The organism is Streptomyces flaveolus, assembly GCF_044765825.1.
GTDB lineage: Bacteria > Actinomycetota > Actinomycetes > Streptomycetales > Streptomycetaceae > Streptomyces > Streptomyces flaveolus.
Genome location: NZ_JBIWKU010000005.1, coordinates 179621 through 204430 on the forward strand (window position 1 = coordinate 179621; position 24810 = coordinate 204430).

25 protein-coding genes are annotated in these 24810 nt (G+C 73.9%); 5 read left to right on the top strand and 20 right to left on the bottom strand.

The window, feature by feature from the left end; genetic code table 11:
- The first annotated feature begins 20 nt into the window (after positions 1 to 20).
- Together ACIRG6_RS17180 and ACIRG6_RS17185 are read left to right on the top strand one after the other, a co-directional pair.
- Positions 21 to 716, top strand: a complete 696-nt coding sequence (locus tag ACIRG6_RS17180; protein WP_318216308.1) for a GntR family transcriptional regulator — start codon at positions 21 to 23, stop codon at positions 714 to 716.
- 142 nt (positions 717 to 858) lie between these two features.
- Positions 859 to 1509, top strand: a complete 651-nt coding sequence (locus ACIRG6_RS17185; RefSeq protein ID WP_403323342.1) for a hypothetical protein — start codon at positions 859 to 861, stop codon at positions 1507 to 1509.
- 148 nt (positions 1510 to 1657) lie between these two features.
- Here ACIRG6_RS17185 and ACIRG6_RS17190 read toward each other — a convergent pair whose 3' ends face one another.
- Both ACIRG6_RS17190 and ACIRG6_RS17195 read right to left on the bottom strand, forming a co-directional pair.
- Positions 1658 to 1858 carry a hypothetical protein gene (locus tag ACIRG6_RS17190; protein ID WP_239765145.1) on the bottom strand — a complete coding sequence of 67 codons (201 nt, stop codon included), beginning with the start codon at positions 1856 to 1858 and terminating at the stop codon, positions 1658 to 1660.
- 77 nt (positions 1859 to 1935) lie between these two features.
- Positions 1936 to 3219, bottom strand: coding sequence for an adenylosuccinate synthase (locus tag ACIRG6_RS17195; protein WP_161165297.1), 1284 nt, complete (start codon positions 3217 to 3219; stop codon positions 1936 to 1938).
- Positions 3220 to 3404: 185 nt separating this feature from the next.
- On the opposite strand from ACIRG6_RS17195, the gene ACIRG6_RS17200 reads away from it, so the two are divergent.
- Positions 3405 to 4289: a diacylglycerol kinase family protein gene (locus ACIRG6_RS17200; protein WP_364683265.1), complete on the top strand. Its 885-nt coding sequence runs from the start codon at positions 3405 to 3407 to the stop codon at positions 4287 to 4289.
- Positions 4290 to 4331: 42 nt separating this feature from the next.
- Here ACIRG6_RS17200 and ACIRG6_RS17205 read toward each other — a convergent pair whose 3' ends face one another.
- Positions 4332 to 4835: a GbsR/MarR family transcriptional regulator gene (locus ACIRG6_RS17205; protein ID WP_318213713.1), complete on the bottom strand. Its 504-nt coding sequence runs from the start codon at positions 4833 to 4835 to the stop codon at positions 4332 to 4334.
- A 74-nt stretch (positions 4836 to 4909) separates the two neighbouring features.
- On the opposite strand from ACIRG6_RS17205, the gene ACIRG6_RS17210 reads away from it, so the two are divergent.
- A complete protein-coding gene (locus tag ACIRG6_RS17210) occupies positions 4910 to 5818 on the top strand; it encodes an ABC transporter ATP-binding protein (protein ID WP_403323347.1) in 909 nt (302 codons plus the stop codon).
- Complete coding sequence (locus ACIRG6_RS17215) at positions 5815 to 7431, top strand: ABC transporter permease (RefSeq protein WP_403323350.1); 1617 nt, start codon at positions 5815 to 5817, stop codon at positions 7429 to 7431. Before ACIRG6_RS17210 ends, ACIRG6_RS17215 begins: the two co-directional genes overlap by 4 nt.
- Before the next feature lie 349 nt (positions 7432 to 7780).
- Here the strand turns inward: ACIRG6_RS17215 and ACIRG6_RS17220 are convergent, their stop codons facing one another.
- From ACIRG6_RS17220 to ACIRG6_RS17300, 17 genes are all read right to left on the bottom strand, one after another.
- On the bottom strand, positions 7781 to 8986 hold the full coding sequence (locus tag ACIRG6_RS17220; RefSeq protein ID WP_364822988.1) for a cytochrome P450: 1206 nt from the start codon (positions 8984 to 8986) through the stop codon (positions 7781 to 7783).
- 45 nt (positions 8987 to 9031) lie between these two features.
- The gene (locus ACIRG6_RS17225) at positions 9032 to 9706 is read right to left on the bottom strand and encodes a response regulator transcription factor (RefSeq protein ID WP_365023201.1); all 675 of its coding nucleotides are present in this window, start codon (positions 9704 to 9706) and stop codon (positions 9032 to 9034) included.
- Positions 9703 to 11085, bottom strand: coding sequence for a sensor histidine kinase (locus tag ACIRG6_RS17230; protein ID WP_403323354.1), 1383 nt, complete (start codon positions 11083 to 11085; stop codon positions 9703 to 9705). Before ACIRG6_RS17230 ends, ACIRG6_RS17225 begins: the two co-directional genes overlap by 4 nt.
- Before the next feature lie 53 nt (positions 11086 to 11138).
- A complete protein-coding gene (locus ACIRG6_RS17235; RefSeq protein WP_403323357.1) occupies positions 11139 to 11825 on the bottom strand; it encodes a response regulator in 687 nt (228 codons plus the stop codon).
- Positions 11822 to 13198, bottom strand: coding sequence for a sensor histidine kinase (locus ACIRG6_RS17240; protein ID WP_403323360.1), 1377 nt, complete (start codon positions 13196 to 13198; stop codon positions 11822 to 11824). The genes ACIRG6_RS17235 and ACIRG6_RS17240 overlap by 4 nt, the downstream gene beginning before the upstream one ends.
- On the bottom strand, positions 13191 to 14405 hold the full coding sequence (locus ACIRG6_RS17245; protein ID WP_403323363.1) for an acyltransferase family protein: 1215 nt from the start codon (positions 14403 to 14405) through the stop codon (positions 13191 to 13193). Before ACIRG6_RS17245 ends, ACIRG6_RS17240 begins: the two co-directional genes overlap by 8 nt.
- The gene (locus ACIRG6_RS17250; RefSeq protein ID WP_364683280.1) at positions 14398 to 15387 is read right to left on the bottom strand and encodes an alpha/beta hydrolase; all 990 of its coding nucleotides are present in this window, start codon (positions 15385 to 15387) and stop codon (positions 14398 to 14400) included. The genes ACIRG6_RS17245 and ACIRG6_RS17250 overlap by 8 nt, the downstream gene beginning before the upstream one ends.
- A gap of 164 nt (positions 15388 to 15551) precedes the next feature.
- Positions 15552 to 16439 (bottom strand): alpha/beta hydrolase, encoded by an 888-nt coding sequence (locus tag ACIRG6_RS17255; protein WP_364683282.1) that lies wholly within the window; start codon positions 16437 to 16439, stop codon positions 15552 to 15554.
- Positions 16440 to 16615: 176 nt separating this feature from the next.
- On the bottom strand, positions 16616 to 17857 hold the full coding sequence (gene kynU, locus ACIRG6_RS17260) for a kynureninase (RefSeq protein ID WP_364683284.1): 1242 nt from the start codon (positions 17855 to 17857) through the stop codon (positions 16616 to 16618).
- Positions 17850 to 18665, bottom strand: coding sequence for a tryptophan 2,3-dioxygenase (locus tag ACIRG6_RS17265; RefSeq protein WP_225638211.1), 816 nt, complete (start codon positions 18663 to 18665; stop codon positions 17850 to 17852). Before ACIRG6_RS17265 ends, kynU begins: the two co-directional genes overlap by 8 nt.
- A gap of 139 nt (positions 18666 to 18804) precedes the next feature.
- Positions 18805 to 19218, bottom strand: a complete 414-nt coding sequence (locus ACIRG6_RS17270) for a DUF3151 domain-containing protein (protein ID WP_225638212.1) — start codon at positions 19216 to 19218, stop codon at positions 18805 to 18807.
- An 85-nt stretch (positions 19219 to 19303) separates the two neighbouring features.
- Positions 19304 to 20335: a class II fructose-bisphosphate aldolase gene (gene fbaA, locus ACIRG6_RS17275; protein WP_364683288.1), complete on the bottom strand. Its 1032-nt coding sequence runs from the start codon at positions 20333 to 20335 to the stop codon at positions 19304 to 19306.
- Between the two features lie 120 nt (positions 20336 to 20455).
- Positions 20456 to 21004: an orotate phosphoribosyltransferase gene (gene pyrE / locus ACIRG6_RS17280; protein ID WP_403323368.1), complete on the bottom strand. Its 549-nt coding sequence runs from the start codon at positions 21002 to 21004 to the stop codon at positions 20456 to 20458.
- Positions 21005 to 21014: 10 nt separating this feature from the next.
- The gene (locus ACIRG6_RS17285; protein ID WP_364683292.1) at positions 21015 to 21803 is read right to left on the bottom strand and encodes an aldose epimerase family protein; all 789 of its coding nucleotides are present in this window, start codon (positions 21801 to 21803) and stop codon (positions 21015 to 21017) included.
- A 77-nt stretch (positions 21804 to 21880) separates the two neighbouring features.
- A complete protein-coding gene (locus ACIRG6_RS17290) occupies positions 21881 to 22630 on the bottom strand; it encodes an SRPBCC domain-containing protein (protein WP_403323371.1) in 750 nt (249 codons plus the stop codon).
- Positions 22631 to 22682: 52 nt separating this feature from the next.
- On the bottom strand, positions 22683 to 23441 hold the full coding sequence (locus ACIRG6_RS17295) for a response regulator (protein ID WP_403323374.1): 759 nt from the start codon (positions 23439 to 23441) through the stop codon (positions 22683 to 22685).
- Positions 23438 to 24610: a sensor histidine kinase gene (locus ACIRG6_RS17300; protein WP_364683298.1), complete on the bottom strand. Its 1173-nt coding sequence runs from the start codon at positions 24608 to 24610 to the stop codon at positions 23438 to 23440. The genes ACIRG6_RS17295 and ACIRG6_RS17300 overlap by 4 nt, the downstream gene beginning before the upstream one ends.
- Positions 24611 to 24810 lie beyond the last annotated feature (200 nt).

Sequence of the window (24810 nt, forward strand, 5' to 3'; positions counted from 1 at the left end):
GACGAGGAGAACGCCCGACCATGCCCGGCCCCAGCGGCGCCGTGACGCGCAGCACCCTGCGGCGCCAGATCGCCGACGCGCTCCGCGACGAGGTGCTGGCCGGACGGCTCCGGCCCGGGCAGGAGTTCACCGTCAAGGAGATCGCCGAGCAGTACGGGGTGTCCGCGACGCCCGTGCGCGAGGCCCTGGTCGACCTGTCCGCGCAGGGGCTCCTCGACACCGACCACCACCGCGGATTCCGCGTGCACGAGTACTCCGTCGCCGATTTCCGCGGCATGGTCGAGGCCCGCAGCCTCGTCACCGACGGGATGTTCGTCGCCCTCGCCGACGACCCCCGGGGGCAACGGTTCCCCGACGGCCAGCGGCTCGTCGCCGCCCTCTCGGGGGTGCGCCGGCGCGGCGAGGAGGCCCAGCGCGCCGCCGTGGCCGGTGACCTCACCGTCCTCATCGGCTACGACCTGCGGTACTGGCGGGAGCTGGCCGCCCTGTTCGGCAACCCCTATCTCTCCGACTTCCTGCACCGGCTGCGCGTGCAGAGCTGGGTGTGCACGGTGCAGCATCTGCGCCGGCTCAGCGACCTGCGCGGCGCCCTGTGGTCCGGGCACACCGAACTGGTCGACGCCCTCGCCCGGCGCGACGCCCCGGCCGCCCGGGCGCTCGTCGACGCGTACAACGCCCACTCCCTCGCCCTCGTCGAGCGGCTCACCGGGGGATGAGCGGCGGACGGGCGACGGACGAGAACGGGCCGATGACCAACGCCCGACGTGTCGTGGCCCGGTCCCAGATGGGTATGGGACCTGCACGCACCACGCACCGACTACGCTTTCTTGACCACCGTGCTGTGTGAGGAGCCCTCTTTTGGCCTGTGACCTGTGGCTGGTCCCGCTCGTCGACATCCTGTGCCACACGCCGGACAACCCGTTCGCCGAGGAACTCGCGCAATACGACAAGGTGCTCGCCGAGGCCGGGCTGCCGCCGGTGCCGGTGTACCAGTACATGCCGGGCCTGTCCGGCGAGGTGGCCCCGGTCGCCGGTTTCGACTACGACGCGCTGCACTTCCTGCGCCGGGCGTACCTGCTCCAGGTGTGCGGGCTGCCGGTGACGCCGGTGGACGAACTCGGCGGGGACTACGAGCAGTTGCTGGAGATGTTCGAGGCGACGGCCCAGCAGTCGCATCTGGTCTGGCACTACGACCACGCGGGCGCCTACGTCCCGGTCGACTTCCCGCATCCGCTGTCCAGCGACGAACTCCTGGCGAACGGCGGGCCCTTGGGCTCCTCGCACACGCTGCTGCGGGAGCTGGAGGCCGTCGCCCCGGCCCTCGGCATCGACCCGGCCAATCCGCCGGCGCCGCCGCAGCCGCCGCTCGCCCCGACGGAGCTGGAGGAACTGGCCGTGGCGGCGCCGTACGATCCCAGCCCCTTCGCGCGGGAGCGCCATGTGTGGCTGGGGCTGCACGCGGCGGCCACGCGGAGCCTGGCCCAGGGGTCGATGATCGTCTTCAGCTGACCGGTGCCCGCCCGGTCAGCCGAGCTGGGAGAGCCCCTTCCGCAGGTCCTCCACGTTCACGACCGGGGACACCTCGGTCTCGGCGTTCAGCTCCGATGGCCTCGTTCGACTTCTCCGTGTCCGGCGTCGGCGGTGACGGGGGCCGGGGTCAGCGGATCAGGCGGATCTCCGGCGGCCAGAGCACCCCTTCGGCCAGCAGCAGCGCCGGCCCCAGATGCACGGGGCACACCGTCAGCGGCGTCCGGCGGTACCGGGCGACCTCGAAGCGGGCCGGGTCGCCGCAGTCCCCGGGGGCACCCTCGGCTCCGTACGGGCCCTGGCAGGAAGCGGCACGGTCGCGGTCGGTCATGTCTCCGATCCCACACCGTGCCGTGGGCTGCCGCCCGGCCGGGAGGGCCGAACGGCAGCCGAGAGAACCCGGCGGGCCTACAGGAACGAGTTGATCTCGATCGTCTCGTCCCGGCCCGGGCCCACGCCGATCGCGGAGATCGGCGCGCCGGACATCTCCTCGAGCGCCTTGACGTACGCCTGGGCGTTCTTCGGCAGCTCGGCGAAGGTCTTCGCCTTGCTGATGTCCTCGCTCCAGCCCGGCAGCATCTCGTAGACCGGCTTCGCGTGGTGGAAGTCGGACTGCGAGTACGGCAGCTCCTCGACGCGCTTGCCGTCGATCTCGTACGCCACGCAGACCGGGATCTGCTCCCAGCCGGTGAGGACGTCGAGCTTGGTGAGGAAGAAGTCGGTCAGGCCGTTCACGCGGGTGGCGTAGCGGGCGATGACCGCGTCGAACCAGCCGCAGCGGCGGTCACGGCCGGTGGTGACACCACGCTCCCCGCCGATGCGGCGCAGGGCCTCGCCGTCCTCGTCGAACAGCTCGGTCGGGAACGGGCCGGCGCCGACACGGGTCGTGTACGCCTTGAGGATGCCGATGACGCGGCTGATCTTCGTCGGGCCCACGCCGGCGCCGGTGCAAGCGCCGCCCGCGGTCGGGTTCGACGAGGTCACGAAGGGATAGGTGCCGTGGTCGATGTCGAGCAGCGTGCCCTGGCCGCCCTCGAAGAGGACCACCTTGTCCTGCTCCAGGGCCTGGTTGAGGACCAGGACCGTGTCGGCGACGTACGGGCGGAGCTTCTCCGCGTAGCCCAGCAGCTCCCCGACCACCTGGTCGACGGCGATCGCGCGCCGGTTGTAGAGCTTGGTGAGCATCTGGTTCTTGACGTCGAGCGCCGCCTCGACCTTCTGGGTGAGGATCGACTCGTCGTACAGGTCCTGGACGCGGATACCGACGCGGTTGATCTTGTCGGCGTAGGTCGGGCCGATGCCGCGCCCGGTGGTGCCGATCTTGCGCTTGCCGAGGAAGCGTTCCGTCACCTTGTCGACGGTCACGTTGTACGGCGTGATGATGTGCGCGTTACCGCTGATCAGGAGCTTGGACGTGTCGACGCCTCGCTCGTTCAGCCCGCTCAGCTCGGAGAACAGGACCGACGGGTCGACGACGACGCCGTTGCCGATGACCGGCGTGCAGCCGGGAGACAGGATTCCGGAAGGGAGCAGGTGAAGGGCGTACTTCTGGTCACCCACGACTACCGTGTGGCCGGCGTTATTGCCGCCCTGGTAGCGCACCACATAGTCGACGGAACCACCGAGCAGGTCCGTCGCCTTTCCCTTGCCTTCGTCACCCCACTGAGCACCGAGCAGCACAAGTGCGGGCACGCGCGTACACCCCTTCCGGGCGGGGCATGTCCATGGTCGAGGGCGTACGCGGAGGGGATCCACCGCGTGCACCGCGGCCGTCGTTGGCCGCCAACCGTCGGACCGGATGCCCCGGAATAGACGAAGCCCCTGGCGCAATAGCGCAAGGGGCTCTTGCACAAAGATGCTACCCGAGGAAGCGAGGCATGGCCGAGGTGGCGACTTCCGCGAGATCATCCGCGACGCCCGATCAGCTTCTGGTGGTCGTCGATCCGGTCGCCCGGCGGGCGGACGGCGAGTCCGTCCGGATCGCGAAGGACGTGCTCGGCGCGGGTGCGGCGCACACGAAGGTGTGCCTGCCGGAGGACCCCGAGGAGTTCGCGCGGGCCCTGCGGCGGCGGGGGTCGCGGCGCCCCGTCGTGATCGGCGACGACCGTGCGCTGCTGCGGGCCGTCGCGGTGCTGCACCGGCAGCGGGAGCTGGCCGAATGCGCGCTGTCGGTGGTGCCGGTGGGGCCGGTGCTCGGCCTCACCCGGTCGCTCGGGCTGCCGACGGGCGCGGTGGCGGCGGCGCGGGCGGTGCTGGACGGGGCGGTACGGCGGCTGGACCTGCTCGTCGACGACAGCGACGGGGTGGTGCTCGGCGAGGTGGGCATACCGCCGGCCACGGTGCGCGAGGACACGGACGCGGACGCCGAGGGCGGGGCGCATGCGGCGGGCCGGCCCTGGCTGCGGACCTGCCAGTCCCTGGTCCGGACGCTGGCCCCCGCGCGGCCGGCCCGGATCACCGCCGGCCCCGGCACGTCCGGTCCGGCCCGGCTGCGGGTGGAGGTCGACGGGGTGACGCTGGTGGACCTGGACCAGCCGGTCGACGCGGTGTCGGTCCTGCCGGGCGCCGGTGGGCTGGCCGAGGTGGAGGTGCGTCCGGTGTCGGTGGGCGCGGAGGCGTCGCCGCTGACGGCGACGGGGCGGACGGTGACGGTGTCGGGGGCGCACTACCGGTACCGGGCGGACGCGGTGGTGTCGGGGCCGGTACGGACGCGGACGTGGGTGGCCCGGAAGGGGGCGTGGGGGCTGACGCTGCCGGGGTGAGGGCCGGGTCCGCTCCTGCGAGCTGATCCGGACGGCACCCGGCTAGCTTCCGAAGAGTTTCCCCCGGTGGTCGCGCCAGCGGTCCATCATGGCCGCGATCTCGCCGTCGATGAACTCGAAGAACGCCAGCGTCTCGGCCATCCGGCGGCCCGCCGGGGTCCCGGCGCCGAGGCTGGTGACGCCCTCCCGCAGCGCGCCTTCCCATCGCTTGATCACGGCCTCGCGGCTGGTCAGCGCCTCGTACCACTGGTTGCTGTGCACCCGGTACCGCTCCCGCCGGGAGCCGGGTTCCCGCTCCCGCGACACCATGTGCTGCTGGGCGAGGTACCGGACGGCCCCGGAGACGGCGGCCGGGCTGACCCGGAGCTGTTCGCCGAGTTCGGCGGAGGTCAGGGAACCGGAGTCGGAGGCGAGCAGCGCGGCGAACACCCGGGCCGGCATGCGCTGCATCCCGGCCTCGACGAGCTGCGCGGCGAAACCCTCCACGAACCTCGACACCGCCTCGGGATCACGCCCGGGCCCCCTGGCATCCGCTTCTTCCGTCATCGTTCGATCATCTCTCACCACCCTGACGGTTTCTTAACTTCACAAATTTCTGAATGCAGCGTACGTTCCGAACCATGACGAAGGCAATCAGCGTCTCCGGACTCCACAAGTCGTTCGGCCGGACGCACGCGCTGGACGGCCTCGACCTGGACGTCGAGGCCGGCGAGGTCCACGGCTTCCTCGGCCCGAACGGATCCGGCAAGTCCACCACCATCCGCGTCCTGCTCGGCCTGCTGCGCGCCGACTCGGGCGCCGCCCAGGTGCTCGGCCGCGATCCGTGGGCCGACGCCGTGGAGGCGCACCGCCGGATCGCCTACGTGCCCGGAGACGTGACGCTGTGGCGCAACCTCTCCGGCGGCGAGGTCATCGACCTCTACGGACGGCTGCGCGGCGGCCTGGACACCCGGCGCCGGGCGGAACTGGTCGAGCGCTTCGAGCTGGACCCGACCAAGAAGGGCCGGACGTACTCCAAGGGCAACCGGCAGAAGGTCGCGCTGGTCGCCGCCTTCGCCTCGGACGTGGACCTGCTGATCCTCGACGAGCCGACCAGCGGTCTCGACCCGCTGATGGAGGAGGTCTTCCAGCGCTGCGTGGCCGAGGAACGGGAGCGCGGCCGGACGGTCCTGCTCTCCTCCCACATCCTCAGCGAGGTCGAGGAGCTGTGCGACCGGGTCAGCATCATCCGCAAGGGGCGGACCGTGGAGAGCGGCTCGCTCGCCGACCTGCGCCATCTGACCCGGACCAGCGTGACCGCCGAGCTCGCCGCCGCCCCGAACGGGCTGGCCCGTCTGCCGGGCGTGCACGACCTCGACGTCCGGGGCCGCCGGGTGCGGCTCCAGGTCGACACCGACAAGCTGGACGCGGTGCTCCGGTCCCTGAGCGAGTCCGGTGTGCGGTCCCTGACGTCGACGCCGCCGACGCTGGAGGAACTGTTCCTGCGGCACTACCAGGCCGGGGCCGCCGAGGAGGTGGCGTCGCGATGACCGCCACGGCCACCACGACGGCCTTCGCGGCCCGGACCGGCGGCTCCCGCCACCTGGCCGGCACCGGCACGCTGCTGCGCTTCGCCCTGCGCCGCGACCGGGTGCTGATCCCCGTCTGGGTCGCGGTGAACGCGCTCATGGTGCTGTCCATGCCGGGCACCCTCAACGGCTTGTACGGCACCGCGGCCGAACGCGCCGATCTGGTGCGGCAGATGCAGACCGGCTCCTCCCTGCGCGCGATGGTCGGCCCCGTCTTCGGCGACTCGCTCGGCGCGCTCACGGCCTGGCGCGTCGGCGTCTACGCCGCCGCCCTCGCGGCCGTCATGAGCCTCCTGGTCGTCATCCGCCACACCCGCGACGAGGAGGAGAGCGGCCGGCAGGAACTGGTCGCGTCCGGGATGGTCGGCCGCCGCGCCCCGCTGACCGCGGCCCTGCTGACGGCGGCGGTCGCGAACGGTGCCCTGGCGGTGCTGGTGGCCGCCGGGCTGGCCGGACAGGGGGTGGCCGGAGCGGTGGCCCTCGGGCTCGGCGTCGCGGGCGTCGGGATGGTCTTCGCCACGACGGCGGCCGTCGTCGCCCAGCTGACGGAGAGCGCGCGGCTGGCGCGCGGCCTGACGGCGGGGGTCCTCGGGGCCGCGTTCGTCCTGCGCGCGGCGGGCGACTCGGCGAACAACGACGGCTCGTCGGTGCTGACGTGGCTGTCGCCGCTGGGCTGGCAGACGAACCTGCGGGCCTTCGCCGCCGAGCGGTGGTGGGTGCTGGTGCTGCTCGCCGGCGCGGCCGTGGTGCAGGGCGTGGTGGCCTACGGGCTGGCCGGGCGCCGGGACCTCGGCATGAGCTTCCTGCCGACCCGGCCGGGCCCGGCGCACGGCCGGCTGGGCACGGCCGGCGCGCTGGCCTGGCGGTTGCAGCGGGGCAGTCTGCTCGGCTGGAGCGTCGGCTTCCTCCTGGCCGGGGCCGTCTACGGCGGGATGACGGAGGGCGCGGCCGATCTGGTCGGCGACAACGAGCAGGCCCGCGCGGTCATCGAGCGGATGGGCGGGCAGGCCGGGCTGACGGACGCGTTCGTGTCGGCGATGGTCGGGATGCTCGGGCTGATCGCCGCGCTGTACGTGGTGGCGTCGGTGCTGCGCCTCAGCGGTGAGGAGACGTCCGGGAGGGCGGAGCCGGTGCTCGCGGGGGCCGTGGGCCGGCTGCGGTGGGCCGCCGGGCACCTGGTGATCGCCTTCGGCGGCGCGGTTCTCATCATGCTGCTCGCGGGGCTGGGTTTCGCCGCGGGGTACGGCAAGGACGCCGGGGCGATCCTGGGCGCGTGTCTCGTGCAGGTGCCCGCGGTGTGGGTGATCGGCGGGGCGGCGGTGCTGCTGCACGGGGTGCTGCCGCGGGGGGCGGTCGCGGCGTGGGGGGTCGCCGGGGCGGTGCTGCTGCTCGGGTGGGTCGGGCCCGCGCTGGATGTGCCGCGGGGGGTGCTCGATGTGTCGCCGTTCGGGCATCTGCCGAAGGTGCCGGGTGGGGCGATGAGCTGGCCGCCGGTGCTGGTGCTGGTGCTGATCGCGGGTGTGCTGGTGGGGGTGGGGCTCGCGGGGCTGCGGCGCCGGGATGTCGTGGGGTGACCGTCCGTCGGGGCTGGGCGGGGTGCGTGCGCGGGCCGGCGCTCACCGGGTGCCGCCGCGCCCACCCGTGCCGCCCTGCGGCACGATTGCCCGCGCCTGGGGCGACCGGTGCGACTGGGCGACCCGGGCGACTCGACGGCAGGGGCGCCGGGGCGCCGGGACGGCCGGGGTGGCAGGCGCGCCAGGACGGCTGGGGCGACCGGGCGGCTGGGCGACCCGGGCGCTCGACGGCAGGGGCGCCGGGGTGCCGGGCGGCACGGGCGCCGGGACGGCCGGGGTGGCAGGCGCGCCAGGACGGCTGGGGCGGCTGGGCGACCGGGGCGGCCGGGTGGGTTACGCGGTTACGCGGTTACGCGGTTACGTGCAGGGTTTCCAAGCCGCGCATGACGAAGTTGGGCCTGCGCTTCGGTTCCTCGGTCAGGGTGAGGGTCGGGGCCTGCTTCAGCAGGGCGTTCATCGAGGCCGCCAGTTCGATGCGGGCCAAGGGGGCGCCGATGCAGTAGTGGATGCCCGCGCTGAAGGAGATGTGGGGGTTGTCGCGGCGGGTCAGGTCCAGGCGGTCCGGGGCGGTGAAGACGGCCGGGTCGTGGTTGGCGGAGCCGAACAGCATCGCGATCTCCGCGCCGCGCGGGATCGTCGTCCCGTCGATCTCGATGTCGTCCAGCACCCAGCGTTCGAAGAGCTGGAGCGGGGTGTCGTAGCGCATCAGCTCCTCCACGGCGGAGGGGATCAGCGCATGGTCCGCGCGCAGGGCCGCCAGTTGGTCCGGGTTGCGGAACAGGGCCAGCCAGCCGTTGGCCGTCGCGTTGACCGTGGCCTCGTGGCCCGCGTTCAGGAGCAGGACGCAGGTCGAGATCATCTCCTGCTCGGTGAGGCGGTCGTCGTCCTCGTCGTGCGCCGCGATCAGCCCCGAGATCAGGTCGTCGCCCGGCTCCTTGCGGCGGGCGGCGATCAGTCCGCGCAGGTAGTCGGAGAAGTCGAGCGACGCGCGGACCGCCTTCGCCGCCGTCTCCTCGGACGGGTTCAGCTCGTACATGCCGCAGATGTCCGCCGACCAGGGGCGCAGGGGCGCGCGGTCGGACTCGGGGATGCCCAGCATCTCGGCGATCACCGCGACCGGCAGCGGTTCGGCCACGTCCGTCAGCAGGTCGCCGCCGCCCGCCGCCACCAGCCGGGCCACCAGGTCGTCGGCCAGCCCGTGCACGTAGGGCCGCAGCCGCTCCACCGTGCGCGGGGTGAACGCCTTGGACACCAGACGCCGGATACGGGTGTGGTCCGGCGGCTCCAGGTCGAGCATGCCGTGGTCGTTGAGCGTGTGGAAGGGCTCGTGTTCCGGCGGGGGCGGGGTGCGGCCGAAGTCCTCGTGGCTGAAGCGGTGCAGGTAGGTGCGGCCCAGCCGGCGGTCGCGCAGCAGCGCCGAGACGTCCGCGTGGTGCGGGACCAGCCACTGGTCGGTGGGCTCGTAGTAGTGCACGCGTCCCCGGGCCCGCAGTTCGGCGAAGGCGGGGTAGGGGTCGGCGACGAAGTCCGCGTCCCACGGGTCGAAGGCTGCCATGGCCGGACGCTAGCGCGGCCGGACCGCCCTGACCAGGCCCGCCGGTCAGCCCGGCGTCACCAGGCGGGCCTCGTAGGCGAAGACCGCCGCCTGGGTGCGGTCCCTGAGGCCCAGTTTCACCAGGATCCGGCTGACGTGGGTCTTGATCGTCGACTCGGCGACCACCAGGTTCTCGGCGATCTCCGCGTTCGACAGGCCCTGCGCGATCAGCACCAGCACCTCCGTCTCCCGCTCGGTCAGATCGCCGTACGCCGCGTGCGCCGACGGCATGGGGCGGGGGCCGTCGGACAGCTTGGAGAACTCGGTGATCAGGCGCTTGGTGATCGAAGGGGCGAGGAGTGCCTCACCGGCGGCCACCACCCGTACCCCGTCGGCGAGTTGACGGGCGGAGGCGTCCTTGAGGAGGAAGCCGGAGGCGCCCGCGCGCAGCGCCTGGTACACGTACTCGTCCAGGTCGAAGGTGGTCAGCACTAGCACCTTCGCCGCGCCGTCCGCGGCGATGATCCGCCGGGTCGCCTCGATGCCGTTCAGCTCGGGCATGCGGATGTCCATCAGGACGACGTCCGGGGCGAGTTCGCGGACCTTCTCGACCGCGTCCCGGCCGTTGACCGCCTCGCCGGCGACCTCGATGTCCGGCATCGCGTTCAGCAGCACCGAGAAGCCCTCGCGCACCATCATCTGGTCGTCGGCGATCAGGACCCGGATCGTGCGGTCGGTCATGCGTCCCCTTCGCTCACGGCGGTGACCGGCAGGAACACCGCCACTTCGTACCCACCGTCGTCGGCCTGGCCGGCCGTCATCTCGCCGTTCAGCATCGACACGCGTTCCCCCATGCCGGTGATGCCGTGCCCGGCACCGGGCGAGGGCTTGACCAGGGACGGTTCGGGCATCGGGCCGTTGACGATCCTGAGGCCCAGGCCGCCCAGGACGTAGGAGACCTCGACGCGCGCGGTGGCGCCGGGCGCGTGCCGCAGGGTGTTGCTGAGCGCCTCCTGCACGATCCGGTACGCCGACAGCTCCACGCCGGGCGGCAGTTCGCGCACCGCGCCGGTCACCGCCTTGTCCACGGTGAGGCCCGCGTCGCGCACATTGGCGAGCAGCGCGTCCAGGTCGGCGAGCGTGGGCTGCGGGGCGTCCGGCGCCTCGTAGTCCTCGGCGCGGACGACACCGAGGACCCGGCGCAGCTCGGTCAGCGCCGCCACCGCGTTCTCCCGGATGGTGGCGAAGGCCCGCTCCAGCTCCTCGGGCGGATTCTCCACCCGGTAGGGCGCGGCCTCGGCCTGGATGGCGACCACCGACATGTGGTGGGCGACCACGTCGTGCAGCTCGCGGGCGATCGTGGTGCGCTCCTCCAGCAGGGTGCGCCGGGACCGCTCGTGCGCGGTGACCGTGCGCTGCGCGGTCACCTCCTGCCGGGCCTCGCGGCGGACGTGCCGGACCGCGACCATCAGCAGGGCCAGGGCGGACAGGACCAGCATGGGCGCCGACGTGTTGAACTCGCCGTCGCCGATCAGGGTCTCCACGAGGAAGGCGTAGGCGGCGGTGAGGGCCCACATCCAGGCGGCGGTGCGGGGCCGGGTGCGTATCGCCACGATCACCAGCACCGTCAGATGGCAGATGAAGGCGCCGGGCTGCCACGGCCATTCGCCCAGGTTGCCGTCCAGCACCGCGACCACCGGTGTCGCCGCCATGGACATCCAGAAGGCGCCGACCGGCCGGACCAGCGTGGCCAGCACCGGTACCGCGCACACCAGCCCGCTCACCAGGGCCACCGGCCCGTCCATGGTGCCCGCGGCGACGGAACCGCCGAACAGGGCGATCACGGCGAGGGCCATCACCACCGCGTGCGGCAGGCGGGCGGCGTACCACTGCGGTTTCCCGGAGAGCCGGCGGGTCAGCGGGCCGTCCGTCGCCATGAGCGGCAGCGGACGGCAGGCGAACGCGTCGTGGAACAGGTCCTGGCGCAGTCCGCCCAGGGCGTCCATGGCCAGCCGGTACTCCGGGCTGCGCGCGCCGCCGCTCCCGGAGGGGGCGGTCCGCGTCTGAGTCGTCTCGGTCACCCTGGCAACGGTAGGCGCGGCCGGGGGCGCGGTCGTCACCAGTGAGAGGGGTCCTGCGGTGTCCGTCTCAAGTACTACGGGACCCGCCCCGCTCAGTACCCGGAGGGCCGCACCAGCCCCGACTCGTACGCGAACACGGCCGCCTGCGTCCGGTCCCTGAGCCCCAGCTTCACCAGGATCCGGCCCACGTGCGTCTTCACCGTCTGCTCGGCGACGACCAGCCGGGTGGCGATCTCCGCGTTCGACAGTCCCTGCGCGATCAGGGCCAGCACCTCCGTCTCCCGCTCGGTCAGGCCGCCGACCCGTTCCTTCAGCGGGGCCCGGGGCCCCTCGCGCAGCCGGGAGAACTCGGTGAGCAGCCGCCGGGTGATGCCGGGCGCGAGCAGCGCGTCCCCGGCCGCCACCACCCGGACCGCCTCGGCGAGCTGGTCGGCCGACGCGTCCTTCAGCAGGAACCCGGAGGCGCCGGCCCGCAGCGCCTCGTACACGTACTCGTCCAGGTCGAAGGTGGTCAGCACGAGCACCCTGATCTGCGGGGTCGCCCCGGTGATCCGCCGGGTGGCCTCGATGCCGCCCAGCTCGGGCATGCGGATGTCCATCAGGACGACGTCCGGGACGAGCTCGGCGACCTTGGCCACGGCGTCCAGGCCGTCGACGGCCTGCCCGACCACCTCGATGTCGGGCTGGGTGTTGAGCAGCACGGTGAAGCCCTGCCGGACCATCTGCTGGTCGTCGGCGATCAGTACGCGGATCACGCGGCCGTCGCTGCCGGTCGTCATGGGGTGTCGTCCTCGGTGGAGTGGGCGGTGGAGTGGCGGGCGGAAGGGCCGGTCGCGTGGTCGGGGCCGTCGGCCGGCAGGAACGCGGCCACCTGGTAGCCGCCGTCCGGCAGCCGCTCGGCCTTCAGGGTGCCGTCGAGCATCGCCACCCGCTCCCGCATGCCGAGCAGCCCGTGCCCCGCCCCCTGCGACGGCGCCGGGGCCCGCGTGGGCCGGGTGTTGGAGACGTCGACGCGCAGCCCGGCCGCCAGATGCGTGAGGTGGACCCGGGCCCTCGCGCCGGGCGCGTGCCGCAGGACGTTGCTGAGCGCCTCCTGCACGATCCGGTACGCCGACAGCTCCACGCCGGGCGGCAGCGGCCGGCGCCGGCCGTCCTGCTCGACGGTCACGGTGAGCCCGGCGGCCCGGGTGTTCTCCACCAGCGCGTCGAGCCGGTCGAGCGTGGGCTGCGGGGCGTGCGGGGCGGTGCCGCTCCGGTCGGGCGCCGCCTCCGGGACGTCGGGGTCCTCGGAGCGCAGGACGCCGAGGACGCGGCGCAGTTCGGTCAGCGCCTCCAGCGCGTTCTCGCGGATGCCCGCGAGGTTCTCCTTCAGCTCGTCCGGCGGGTTCTCGACGAGGTGGGGGGCGACCTGGGCCTGGATGGAGATGACGGACATGTGGTGGGCGACGACGTCGTGGAGCTCGCGCGCGATGCGGCTGCGCTCCTCCAGGAGGGTGCGCCGGGCGCGTTCCTCGGCGGTGAGCGTGGTCTGCTCCGCGAGTTGCGTGCGGGCCTCGCGGCGGCCGCGCAGGGCGATGCCGAGCACCGCGACGACCGCGAACAGGATGACGGCGAGCTGGCCGGTCGGCTGGTAGTTCGGCGCGCCCACCACGCCTTGCACGACGTAGGTGGCCAGCACGCTCAGGGCCAGCGCCTCGAAGGAGACCCTGGTGCGGGCCCGCAGGGCGAGCAGCAGCAGGACGAGCATGTGCCCGATGATCCCGGCGGCCGGCCAGGGCCAGGTGAACTCGGCACCGTTCGCGATCATCTCGGCCCGCACCGCGAAGGCCCCCACCAGCATGGCGGCCATGGACAGCCACCACGCCGGGACCGGCCGCCACAGGGCGAGGACCATCGCGCCGCTCTGGCCGAGGGCGATCAGGAAGGCAAGCCCTCCGCCGAGTCCGCCGTTGTCACCGAGCTGCGCCGCGTCGCCGAGCAGGACCCCGAACGCGGCCAGACAGACGATCCCGTGCGGGAACCAGCGCAGCCACACCGAGGGCGGCAGCGGATCCACCCGCGCGGTCCACAGGTCGTCGCGCAGCACCCCCAGCCAACGCGTGCCGATCGCACGCCTGCTCCCCCCTGGCATCACGCCGCCCAGCCTAGACATGCCGCACGCCCTTCGTCGTCGCCCGGGTCCGCGGGCGGTGGGTGCGGACGACCCGTGAGCGGCGCCGGCCGTCGCCGCGTTCGAAGGTGTGGAACGCCGCCCAGCACAGGCCCAGGACCAGGGCGAACACCGGCAGCCAGACGAGCCGGGCCGCGACCCAGGCCGGTCCGTCGGGGAGCGTGTGCAGGCCGGGCAGGCGGCCCGCGAGGAGCCCGGTGGCGGTGGTCGCCATCATGGCCGTCTGGTGCCACAGGAAGATCGTCATCGCGAAGAGGTTGACCAGCGCCACCGCCGCCCAGGCCACCGGCCGCCGCAGCGCACGGCGCAGCCGCTCGCGCAGCAGCAGGGCGAGGCCGCACTGGGCCAGGCCGAAGGTCACCGCGGCCAGCGTCGGCGGGTTGAGGTTCGAGACGGCGGCGCCGGGGACGCCGACCATGGACGCCGGGTAGCCCGCCCAGGCGACGAGCGCCGCGGTCGCCGCCGTACCGCCGATGAGCAGGACCCGGCCCGCCCTCCGGTGCTCCAGCTCCCCGCGGCTCCAGGCGGCGCCGAGGGTGTAGGGGACCGTCCAGCCCGCGGCGAGGTTGATCCAGCCGAGCCAGGAGGGCCCGCCGAGCCCGAAGCGCAGCAGGTCGACGTGGAGGACGACGACCAGCGGCCACAGCGGGTGCAGCCGGGCCAGCAGGGGCGTTGCCGCGGTCAGCGCGGCGAAGACCAGCAGGAACCACAGCGGGGACAGGGCCAGTTTGACCAGGGTGCGGACGGTCCCGTGGTCGGCGCCGGTCAGGAACAGCAGGACCGCGGTCACCGTCCACAGGGCGAGGACGGCCACGACCGGCCGGAACAGCCGGCCCAGCCGGGCGGCCAGCCACCGCCGGTACGGTGTGCCCCGGTCGCGGGCCGTGGCCCAGCCACGGGTGGCCACGTGCCCGCCGACCAGGAAGAACACCGCGAGGGTCTGGAAGGTCCAGGAGACCGGGGCCAGCCCGGGCATGTGCTGCAGGGGGCTGGCGGTGTGCAGGCCGCCGCCGTCGGAGACCAGGGCCGTCACCAGCCAGTGGCCGAGGACGACGCCGAGGACGGCGAAGGCGCGCAGCGCGTCGACCGCGCGGTCCCTGGAGGCGGGCGTCGCCGCGTCGATCCGGGCGGCGGTGCGCCGCAGGGCGTTCAGGGCACCGCCCCCGGCCGGTCGCCTCACGTCAGTCATGGGTCACCTCCGTGGTCTCGCCCAGGGCGATCCGGGCCAGGTTCGTCAGGGAGCGGGAGCCGGCGTCGAAGTAGTCGCTGTGGCCGCCGTCTCCGGCGTCGAAGACCCGGGCGCCGAAGGCCGGGGAGACCGGGTCGGTGCCGAAGCCGAGGGTCGTGCCGAACAGTCCGGCGCTGAGGTGCGGGACGTGCTCCACCCAGTCGCCGGTGCCCCTCGCCGCCCAGACCCGGGCGCTCGTGCGCAGGCCCGCGGCGGAGTCGGCGCCGGTGCCGGGGCTGCCGACCAGGGCGATGTCGGCGACGTCCAGGCCGGCGGCAGCACGGGCGCAGACGACCGAGCCGTAGGAGTGGCAGAGGAGGGCCACCCGGGCGTGCGGGCCGGTGACGCCGCGCAGGTCGTCGACCAGGCCGCGCAGCTTCGGGGCGGCTTCGTCGGCGCGGCCGGTGGTGGCGACCGTGGTGCTGACGGTGCCGGGTGTCCGGTAGCCGAGCCAGGCCACGACCGCCGTGCGGGTGCCGTCCGGTGCCCGCGCGAGGAGCTGCCGGTGCAGGGCGAGGGCGGCGGCGCGGAACCGGCCGTAGGTGTCGAGGCCGGTGTCGGAGCCGGGGACCAGGACGGCGACGCGGTCGGCGTGGGCCAGGTCGCCGAAGACCTCCGTGGCCAGGCCGGCGCCCCGCCCGTCGAAGGCGAGCAGGTGCCGGGACGGGCCGGCCAGCGAGCGGTCCGCCGCCGCGCGGTGACGGTCGCCGTGGGCGTCGGCCATCCGGGCCGCCTCGGCCGCGTTGGCCCGGTTGGCGGCGTACGTGTCCGCCAGGGTGTCCGCCGTCGGGGCGGCGAGCACCGCGGGAGGCGGGGCGGGGATCTCGGGCCGCGCGGCGGCGGAGAGAGGGAACGCCACGGCACCGGCGACGAGTGCCGCCAGTACGGCCCTGCGTGCTCTCCCCGCGCGCCGACGCCGACGTACCGCCGTACCGGGCCCCATGGCCGCTCCCCTCCCGCGCGCCCGCTCATCGGGCGTGTCCGGAAGGGACGTTATGGAGCGGAGCGGGTAACCCGCGTCCCGCCGGAGAGCTCATCCGCGGCGTAGCTCTCAGGTATGACGGGAGTGACGTGCCGCCCGCCGGAGACCGGAGCGGGCCAAACCGCTCACCAGGCGAGCTGGGCGATCTCCTCCGCCACCACCGCGCAGGCGTCCGCCGCCGGGTCGATCAGCGGGAAGTGGCCGACGTCCTCCAGCAGCGTCACACCCACCATCTCACCGGCCCTCGCCGCCGCGTCGGCGTACGCCTCGGCGACCGCCTGCGGGACGTCCACGTCGGCGCGGCCCTGGACGACGGTGGTCGCGATGCCGGTGGGCAGCAGCAGGGCCGGGTCGGCGTACGGCCGGCGCTCGGCGTAGTGCTCCTCGCCGCCCAGGAGCTGCCGGGCCGCTCCCCCGCACACGTCCAGCTTCCCGGCGACCTCGAAGTCGGCGATCGGCGCGAGGGCGACCACACCGCGCAGGGACGGCGGGCGGTCGAGGCGCCAGGGCGCGTCGGCGGGCAGCAGGTGCCGGGCCGCCGCCCACAGGGCGAGGTGGCCGCCCGCCGAGTGGCCGGTGAGCACCGTGCGGCGCGCGTCGGCCCCCGGCAGGTGCTGTCCGGCCAGCGCGGGCAGGGCGTCCAGCGCGGCGGCCACGTCGTCGAAGGTGTCGGGCCAGCGCCCCGCGACCGAGTGGTCGCCCGCGCCGCCCCGCCGGTACTCCACGCTGGCCACGGCGAAGCCCCGGCCGGCCAGGAACCCGGCGAACGGGCTGACATGGCGCCGGTCGTACGGAGCCCGCCACGCGCCCCCGTGCAGGACGGCCACGACGGGCGCGGGCATACCGGGGCCGCCGCCCGCGCCGCGCGGGACGTAGAAGTCGATCACCTGGTCGGGGTGGTCGCCGTACGCTGCGGTGCTGTCGGGGTCGACCGCAGGGTGCGAGAAGGCCGACTTCTCCTCCGCGGCGTTCCGCGCGGCAGCGGTGCCCGGTTCTGCGGCGGCGTCCGGCATGCTCCAACCTCTCAGCGACGAAACGGTGTTGGCGGACCGGGGAAAGGGAATCGGCCGTCGGCGGGACGTTATCAGGCCGGTGACGTGCGCGGACACGGGGATGTCACGCTGGGTGAGTGCGGTGCCCGGGCCGGTCCGGCCGTCCCGGGCGCCGCACCTCACCGGCGGCCCGTTCCTCAGTCCTCCGGTGCCGAGCCCTCCGCCAGGACCTCGGCGAGCACCCGCGCCGCCCGCTCCGCGTCCGCGAACCCGACGTACAGCGGGGTGAAACCGAAGCGCAGCACGTCGGGGGCGCGGAAGTCCCCGACCACCCCGCGCTCGATCAGCCGCCGCATGACGTCGCCGGCGTTGGGGGCCCCTCCCGCTCGAGCGAATTCGAGAGTGGGGGAGCAGCGCAGCGCCACCTGGCTGCCCCGCTCGGCGTGCGCGGCCGGCGTCACGGACTCGGCCCGGCCCTCGGGGACGTACTCCCCGACGCAGCGCAGGAAGAAGTCCGTCAGGGCGAGGGACTTGGCGCGCACCGCCTCGACGGACACCCCGTCCCACACGTCGAGGGACGCCTCCAGGGCGAGCATGGACAGGATGTCCGGCGTGCCGACCCGGCCGCGCAGCGCACCGGAGGCCGGGGCGTACCCGGGCCGCATGCCGAAGGGTTCGGCGTGCGAGTTCCAGCCGGGCAGCGGGGAGTCGAAGCGGTCCTGGAGGTCGTGGCGCACGTACAGGTAGGCGGGCGAACCGGGGCCGCCGTTGAGGTACTTGTAGGTGCAGCCGACCGCCAGGTCGACGCCGTGCTCGTCCAGCCCGACCGGCAGGGCGCCCGCGCTGTGGCACAGGTCCCAGACGGCGTACGCCCCCGCCGCGTGCACCGCGGCCGTGAGCCCGGGCAGGTCGTGCAGCCGGCCCGTGCGGTAGTCGACGTGGTTGAGCAGGACCGCGGCGGTGCGGTCGCCCAGCGCCGAGGGCACCTCGGCCGGGACGACGGGCCGCAGCGTGCAGCCGGTCATCCGGGCCGCGGACTCGGCGACGTACCCGTCCGTGGGGAAGGTGGTGGCGTCGACGAGGATCTCGTCCCGTCCCCGGCCCGCCATCCGTACGGCCGCGACGACCGCCTTGAAGACGTTGACGCTCGTGGAGTCGCCCACCACGATCTGCCCGGGCGCCGCACCGACCAGCGGGGCGATCCGGTCGCCGATCCGCTCGGGGGCGGTCCACCAGCCGCTCTCGTCCCAGGACCGGATGCGCAGCTCGCCCCACTGACGCCGTACGACGTCCGCCACGCGGTCGGGGACGTGCGCGGGCAGGGCGCCCAGCGAGTTGCCGTCCAGGTAGGTCACGTCGTCCAGGACGAACCGCTCGCGCACCGCGGCCAGCCCGTCGGCGGCGTCCAGCCGCTCCGCCTCGCTCATCAGCTCAGACATAGGACCGCGCCGTCCACAGCTCGGGGAACACATTGCCCCGGGCGCGCTTCTCCAGCCAGGCCACCCCGGCGGAGCCGCCGGTGCCGGTCTTGGAGCCCATGGCGCGGCGGGTGGCGACCAGGTGGTCGTTGCGCCATCGCCACACCAGCTCGGCGACGTCGGTGAGGGCCTCGCCGAGGCGGGCCAGGTCGCCGTTCTGGTCGCCGGAGTAGACGGCGGTCCAGGCGGCCTCCACCTCGGGCGCCGCCTCGTACTTCCGGGTGACGTCCCGCTGGAGCACGGCGTCCGGGATGTCGTAGCCGCGCCGGGCGAGCAGCCGGACGACCTCGTCGTACAGGCTCGGCTCGTGCAGCGCCTTCTCCAGCTCGGCGTGGACGCGCGGCGCGCCGCGGTGCGGGACGAGCATGGACGCGGACTTGTCACCGAGCAGGAACTCCAGGCGGCGGTACATCGCCGACTGGAAGCCGGAGCCCTCGCCGAGGGCGCTGCGGTAGGAGTTGAACTGGGCGGGCGTGAGACCCGCCAGCGGCGTCCAGGAGGCGTTCAGCGCCTCCAGCTCCCGCACCGAGCGCTTGAGCGCGTCGGTCGCCGGCTGGAGCCGGTCCTCGCGCAGGGCGCGGGCCGCGGTCTCCCACTCGTGGACGATGACGGTGAACCACAGCTCCATGACCTGGGTCGTGACCAGGAAGACCATCTCTCCGGGATCGTCGGAGAGGGTGTGCTGGAGATGGGTGAGCACGTCCGCCTTGACGTAGTCCTCGTACGGCGTGCTGCCCTCGAAGTCCAGATTCGGGGCGTCGTGGGACATTTCTGTCTCCTGATGGCACTACGGGTAGCGGTCCGCCCTGCCGTTACCGGCACGGGGCCCCGGTCCCCAACGGCATCCTCCGCAATGCTCCCAGGAAACCGCAAGGCCCGCCTGTCGCGGGCCTTGCGGAGCCGGTACGTCAGCCCAGCACCTCGGCCGCCGTCGGCGAGGAGTCCTTCAGGAACTGGCTGCAGCGCTCGTACTCCTCCTTCTCGCCGATCGCCTGGGCGGCGCGGGCGAGGGCGTGCAGGGCGCGCAGGAAGCCGCGGTTGGGCTCGTGCTCCCAGGGCACCGGGCCGTGGCCCTTCCAGCCGCTGCGGCGCAGGGCGTCCAGACCGCGGTGGTAGCCCGTACGGGCGTAGGCGTACGACTCCACGACGCTGCCCCGCTCGTACGCCTCGTCGGCCAGGCGGGCCCAGGCCAGCGAGGACGTCGGGTACTTCGCGGCGACGTCGGCGGCGGAGGTGCCGCCGGCCAGCAGCTCGCGCGGCCCGGGGTCGTCGGGGAGGTGGGTCGGGGGCGGTCCCCCGAGGAGGTTCTCGTGAATGGCCATGGGGACAAGTCTGCGCCATGCCGGGGGCGGACGTGCGAGGGCCCGGCACCCCAGGGGTGCCGGGCCCGTCGTGCGTCTGCGGCCGTTACTTGATCTTCTGGCCCGCCGAGCGCAGGTGGCCACAGGCCTCCACGACGCGCGCGGCCATGCCGGCCTCGGCCAGCTTGCCCCAGGTGCGCGGGTCGTAGGTCTTCTTGTTGCCGACCTCGCCGTCGACCTTCAGGACGCCGTCGTAGTTGCGGAACATGTGGTCGGCGACCGGACGCGTGAAGGCGTACTGGGTGTCCGTGTCGATGTTCATCTTGACCACGCCGTTCTCCAGCGCGGTCGCGATCTCCTGCTCGGAGGAGCCGGAGCCGCCGTGGAAGACGAAGTCGAACGGCTTGCTGCCGGCGGGCTGGCCGTACTTGGCGGCGATGCCCTCGTTCAGCTCCTTCAGCAGCTCGGGACGGAGCACCACGTTGCCCGGCTTGTACACGCCGTGCACGTTGCCGAAGGACGCGGCGAGCAGGTAGCGGCCCTTCTCGCCGAGACCGAGGGCCTCGACGGTGCGGACCGCGTCGTCGACCGTGGTGTAGAGGGAGTCGTTGATCTCGTGGGAGACGCCGTCCTCCTCGCCGCCGGTCGGGGTGATCTCGACCTCGAGGATGATCTTCGCGGCGCGGGCGCGCTCCAGCAGCTCGGTGGCGATGGAGAGGTTGTCGGCCAGGGTCTCGGCCGAGCCGTCCCACATGTGCGACTGGAACAGCGGGTTGCGGCCGGCCTTGACGCGCTCCTCGGACACGGCGAGCAGCGGACGCACGTACGCGTCCAGCTTGTCCTTCGGGCAGTGGTCCGTGTGCAGCGCGACGGTGACGTCGTACTTCTCGGCGACGATGTGCGCGAACTCGGCGAGGGCTACGGCGCCGGTCACCATGTCCTTGTTGTGCTGGCCGCCCAGGAACTCGGCACCGCCGGTGGAGATCTGGACGATGCCGTCGCTCTCCGCCTCCGCGAAACCGCGCAGGGCCGCGTGCAGCGTCTGGGAAGAGGTCACGTTGATGGCCGGGTAGGCGAACTTTCCTGCCTTCGCCCGGTCCAGCATCTCGTTGTAGACCTCGGGAGTTGCGATGGGCATGTCCGCTCCTTGTATGTGCGGGTGGGCGTGCTGCGTGCTTACGGCCCTGACCTAGACCTTGGGGGCGACGTCATCGTCGGCCCCATCTTTCCAGACGGGGCGGGATACTCCGAGTGGACCTCAGTCGAGGCCCAGCTCGTCCTTGGAGTAGGCGTACCGGTACGGCACCCCGGCGCCCTCCTCGATCTTCTCGGCGGCGCCCGTCGCCCGGTCGACGATCGTCGCCACGGCCACGACCTCGGCGCCGGCCTCGCGCACGGCCTCGACGGCGGTGAGCGGGGAGCCGCCGGTGGTGGAGGTGTCCTCGACGACGAGGACGCGGCGGCCCTTGATGTCCGGGCCCTCGACGCGGCGCTGCAGCCCGTGCGCCTTGGCGGCCTTGCGGACGACGAACGCGTCCAGGCGCTTGCCGCGCGCGGCGGCGGCGTGCAGCATGCTCGCGGCGACCGGGTCGGCGCCCATGGTCAGCCCGCCGACCGCGTCGAACTCCAGGTCGTCGGTCAGGTCCAGCAGCACCTGCCCGACCAGCGGCGCGGCCTCGCCGTCCAGGGTGATGCGGCGCAGGTCGACGTAGTAGTCGGCCTCCAGCCCCGAGGAGAGGGTCACCTTGCCGTGCACCACGGCCTTGTCCTTGATCTGCTGCAGCAGCGCCGCGCGTACATCCGTCATGCGCACCAGCTTAGAGCCGGGTCCAGCTCCAGGTCGTCGTGGCCTCCAGCGGCTCCAGCGGCGTGACCAGGCGCGGGAGGGTGTTCAGGCCGTCGGGCGGCCCGGTCTGCGGCTCCACGCAGACGGCGGCCTCCTGCTCGTCGTAGACCACGGCCCACTGCTCCGGGCTGGTCACCTTCAGTTCCAGCCGGCCCGGCCAGGTCAGCGTCACGTCGACGCCGTCCGGCATGCCGAAGCAGTCGTCCCACGGGCCCGGCTTCGGGTCGGTCCGGTTGCCGGTGGGCAGGTGGTCGTCGCCGCGCTCCTCCTGCCAGGCGGGGTCGAAGGCGATCGCCACGTCCGCCCCGTCGAGCGTGCGGTTGAACCACGGGTGCCAGCCGATCTGCGCCGGGAAGGACGACGCGTACGTCTCCACGGACATCGTCAGCGTCAGGGCGTCCTCGGAGAGCGCGATCACCTGCGTGACGCGGCCCGAGTAGGGCCAGGGGTCGACGAGGTCGTACGTGATGACGGCCTCGTTCCCGGTGACGCGGGCGGTGCGCCAGGCGCCGTCGCGGGCGGTGCCGTGGATGGCGTGCGGCGGGGAGTTCAGCGGCATCTGGTGGACGGCGGCACCGTCCCGGAAGCGGCCCTCGCGGATCCGGCCGCACCAGGGGACCATCGGGAAGCAGCCGTAGCGGTCGCCCTGGCGCAGCAGCTCGGTGCCGCCGACACGGAGCCCGCCGATCCGGCCGCCGTTGCCCGGCAGCACGGTCGCCTCCGCGTCACCCGCGGTCAGCGTGATGGGTTCGTTACTCACGCCACGACCCTACTGGGGCGATCAAGGGGCCCCCACCGGGCCGGGGCACGCGCCGCGGCCCGGTGCGTGGCTGCGGGTCAGTGGCGCCTGTTGCGCAGCGCCCTGCCGACCACGATCGCCGAGGCCACGGCCAGGGCCGCCGCCGGGGCGGCCCAGCGCAGGGGGGTGCCGGACGCGTTCGCCTGGGGTGCCGGGACGGGGGCGTAGCGACCGCGCGGCGGGGCGTGGTCCACCTCCTCGGCGCTGCGGCCGATCATCGTGCGGCGCGCGTGCGCGGCCTCGGCGGGGGGTTCGGCGGCTTCGGGGGTGACGGGGAGCCGCGGGACGGCCGGGGTCTCCTCGGCGTCGAGGGAGGACGGGGGGACCTCGGTGTCGAAGACCGACGTGTGCCGCGGCTCCGTCTCGGCGGCCGCCGCGCCCAGGTTCTCCGCGAACCGGGTCATCAGGCGGGTGGTGGCCGACGTCACCGACTCCTCGGGCAGCTCCGTGACCCGCCCGTCCGCGGTGGCCGTCCCGGCGAACGCGAGGGTGGTGCCGCCGTCGGCGTCCCGCACGTGCAGGACGAGCGCCAGCGTGACCGCGCCGGTGCCGCGCGACTCCGTGGCGTCGCCCTCGACGACGTACGCCCCGTCGTCGCGCGCGGACAGCCGCAGCGAGCCCCGGTAGGTGATGGAGTGGCTGCCGATGCGCACCTTGAGCCGTCCCGCGACGGGCTCGGCGCCGGCGTCCTGCTGGAGCCCCGGAATCGCCCGGGCGACCCTCACGGGGTCGGCCAGCACGTCCCTGAGCCGCTCGGCCGGAACCGGAACGAACACCTCATGCTCCATGTCAGCGCAGCCTACCCAGCGGGCGCCCGGCGCACCCCCCGTCGGCACAAACTCACCCGCCGCCCGCGGCACCCCCGGGCGTCACGAGTCCCGTCTCGTACGCCACCACCACCGCCTGGGCCCGGCTGGTCAGGCCCAGCTTGGACATCGTGCGGTTGAGGTGGGTCTTCACCGTGGCCTCGCTGATGAACAGGCGGTCGGCGGCCTCGGCGTTGCTCAGACCGCGGGCGACCAGTTTCAGGACCTCGGCCTCCCGGGTGGTCAGCGCCGTCAGCTCGGGCGGCTGTCCGGCGTCCGCGGGCTCCGACATCCGCGTGAACGCCTCCACCAGGCGCCGGGTGACCGCGGGGGCGAACAGCGCGTCACCGCCGTGCACCGCGGTGACCGCGGCCAGCAGCCGTTCGGGGCCGGCGTCCTTGAGCAGGAACCCCGAGGCTCCGGCGCGCAGGGCGCCGTACACGTATTCGTCGAGGTCGAAGGTGGTGAGGACGAGGACGCTCGGCGCGGGGTCCACCGCGTCGGCGAGGATCCGCTCGGTGGCCTGGATGCCGGTCATGCCGGGCATGCGGATGTCCATCAGGACGACGTCCGGCCGGGTCGCCGCGGCCAGCGCCACCGCCTCCGCACCGTCGGACGCCTCGCCGACGACCTCCATGCCGGGGGCGGCCCGCAGCAGCGCGGCCAGCCCGCTGCGGACGAGGAACTGGTCGTCGACGACGAGCAGCCTGATCGGACGGCCCGTCGCGCGGTCGTCCGGACGGTCCGTCGCACGGTCGGTCGGATGGTGGGTCGGACGGTCTGCGTCGGTCATTCCGGGACGGTGTCTCCCCGGCGTGCGGTCTGTACCGGCGTCGGCAGGGTCAGGCGCACGCCGAAGCCCCCCTCGCTGCGCGGGCCGACGGCGATCGTCCCGCCGTAGAGCTTGGCCCGCTCGCGCATACCGATCAAGCCGTGGCCGCCGCGATCGGGGATTGTGTCCGAATCCGCCCCCTCCCGCCGGGCGTCCCCGGGGCCGTCGTCGGTCACCGACACCGTCACCTCGCCCGCGCGGTAGGCGAGTTCGACCGCGGCGTGCGCGCCGGGCGCGTGCTTGAGGACGTTGGTCAGGGCCTCCTGGACCACCCGGTACACGCACAGCTGGACGCCGGGCGGCAGGGCGCGCGGTTCGCCCGTGACGCGCAGGTCGACGCCGACGCCGCCGGTGCGCACCCGGGTGACCATCTCGCCGAGCTGGTCGAGCCCCGGCGCCGGGGCACCGTCCGCGCCTTGCACCCCGTCGGCACGCAACAGGCCGAGCATGCGCCGCAGTTCGGCGAGGGCCTCGCCGCTCGCGCCCTCGATGGTGTCGAGGGCGCCGCGGGCGGTGGGGGCGTCGGAGTGGAAGACGAAGCGGGCCAGACCGGCCTGGACGTTGATGACGGCGATGTGGTGGGCGACCACGTCGTGCAGCTCGCGGGCGATCCGCACCCGCTCCTCGGCCACCTCGCGCCGGGCCCGGGCGGCCTGCTCGGCGCGGAGTTCCCGGGTGAGTTCGGCCGTCCGGCGGGCGACGTACCCGAACCGCCACAGGACGAGCGGGAAGCCCACGGCCTGGCCGACGACGGACGCCATGGCGTCGGCGTCGCTGACGATCCCCGCACAGATCCAGACACCGGCGAGCAGGGCGGCCGAGGCGGCGGCGACGCGGGTGGAGCGCAGGGAGGCCACGGTGTAGACGGCGAGCATGGGGCCGAAGGAGCCGACCACGGGCCACTCGCCGAGGGCGATGGAGACCGCCCACCAGCCGTGCGAGACGAGGCAGACGGTGACGGGGGCCCGGGTGCGCAGGGCGAGCGGCAGGTTCACCAGGGCGACGAGCGTCCAGGCGAGCGGGCCGAGCGCGGGCCATCCCTGGGCGACGGCCTCGGTGCCGAGCAGGACGGCCACGGTCGTCAGCGCCGCGGCGATCAGGCCGTCGGCCGCCAGGGGGTGCAGGCGCATTGCCGCAGGGTAAGTCCGCCCGCCCGGCGGCGGCGTCATCCTTCCGCCGTACCGCGGAAGTTGCAGGAACCGCGCGTCTACCGCGCCGGGTGGGCTCCGGTATCCACCCGCTGCGGGATTCCGGGGCGGGCGGGGCGGCCGTAGGTTCTCGGTGCGAACGATCCACAGGGGGGCGCGGCGGCCCGTCCCGAGCCCGGGGG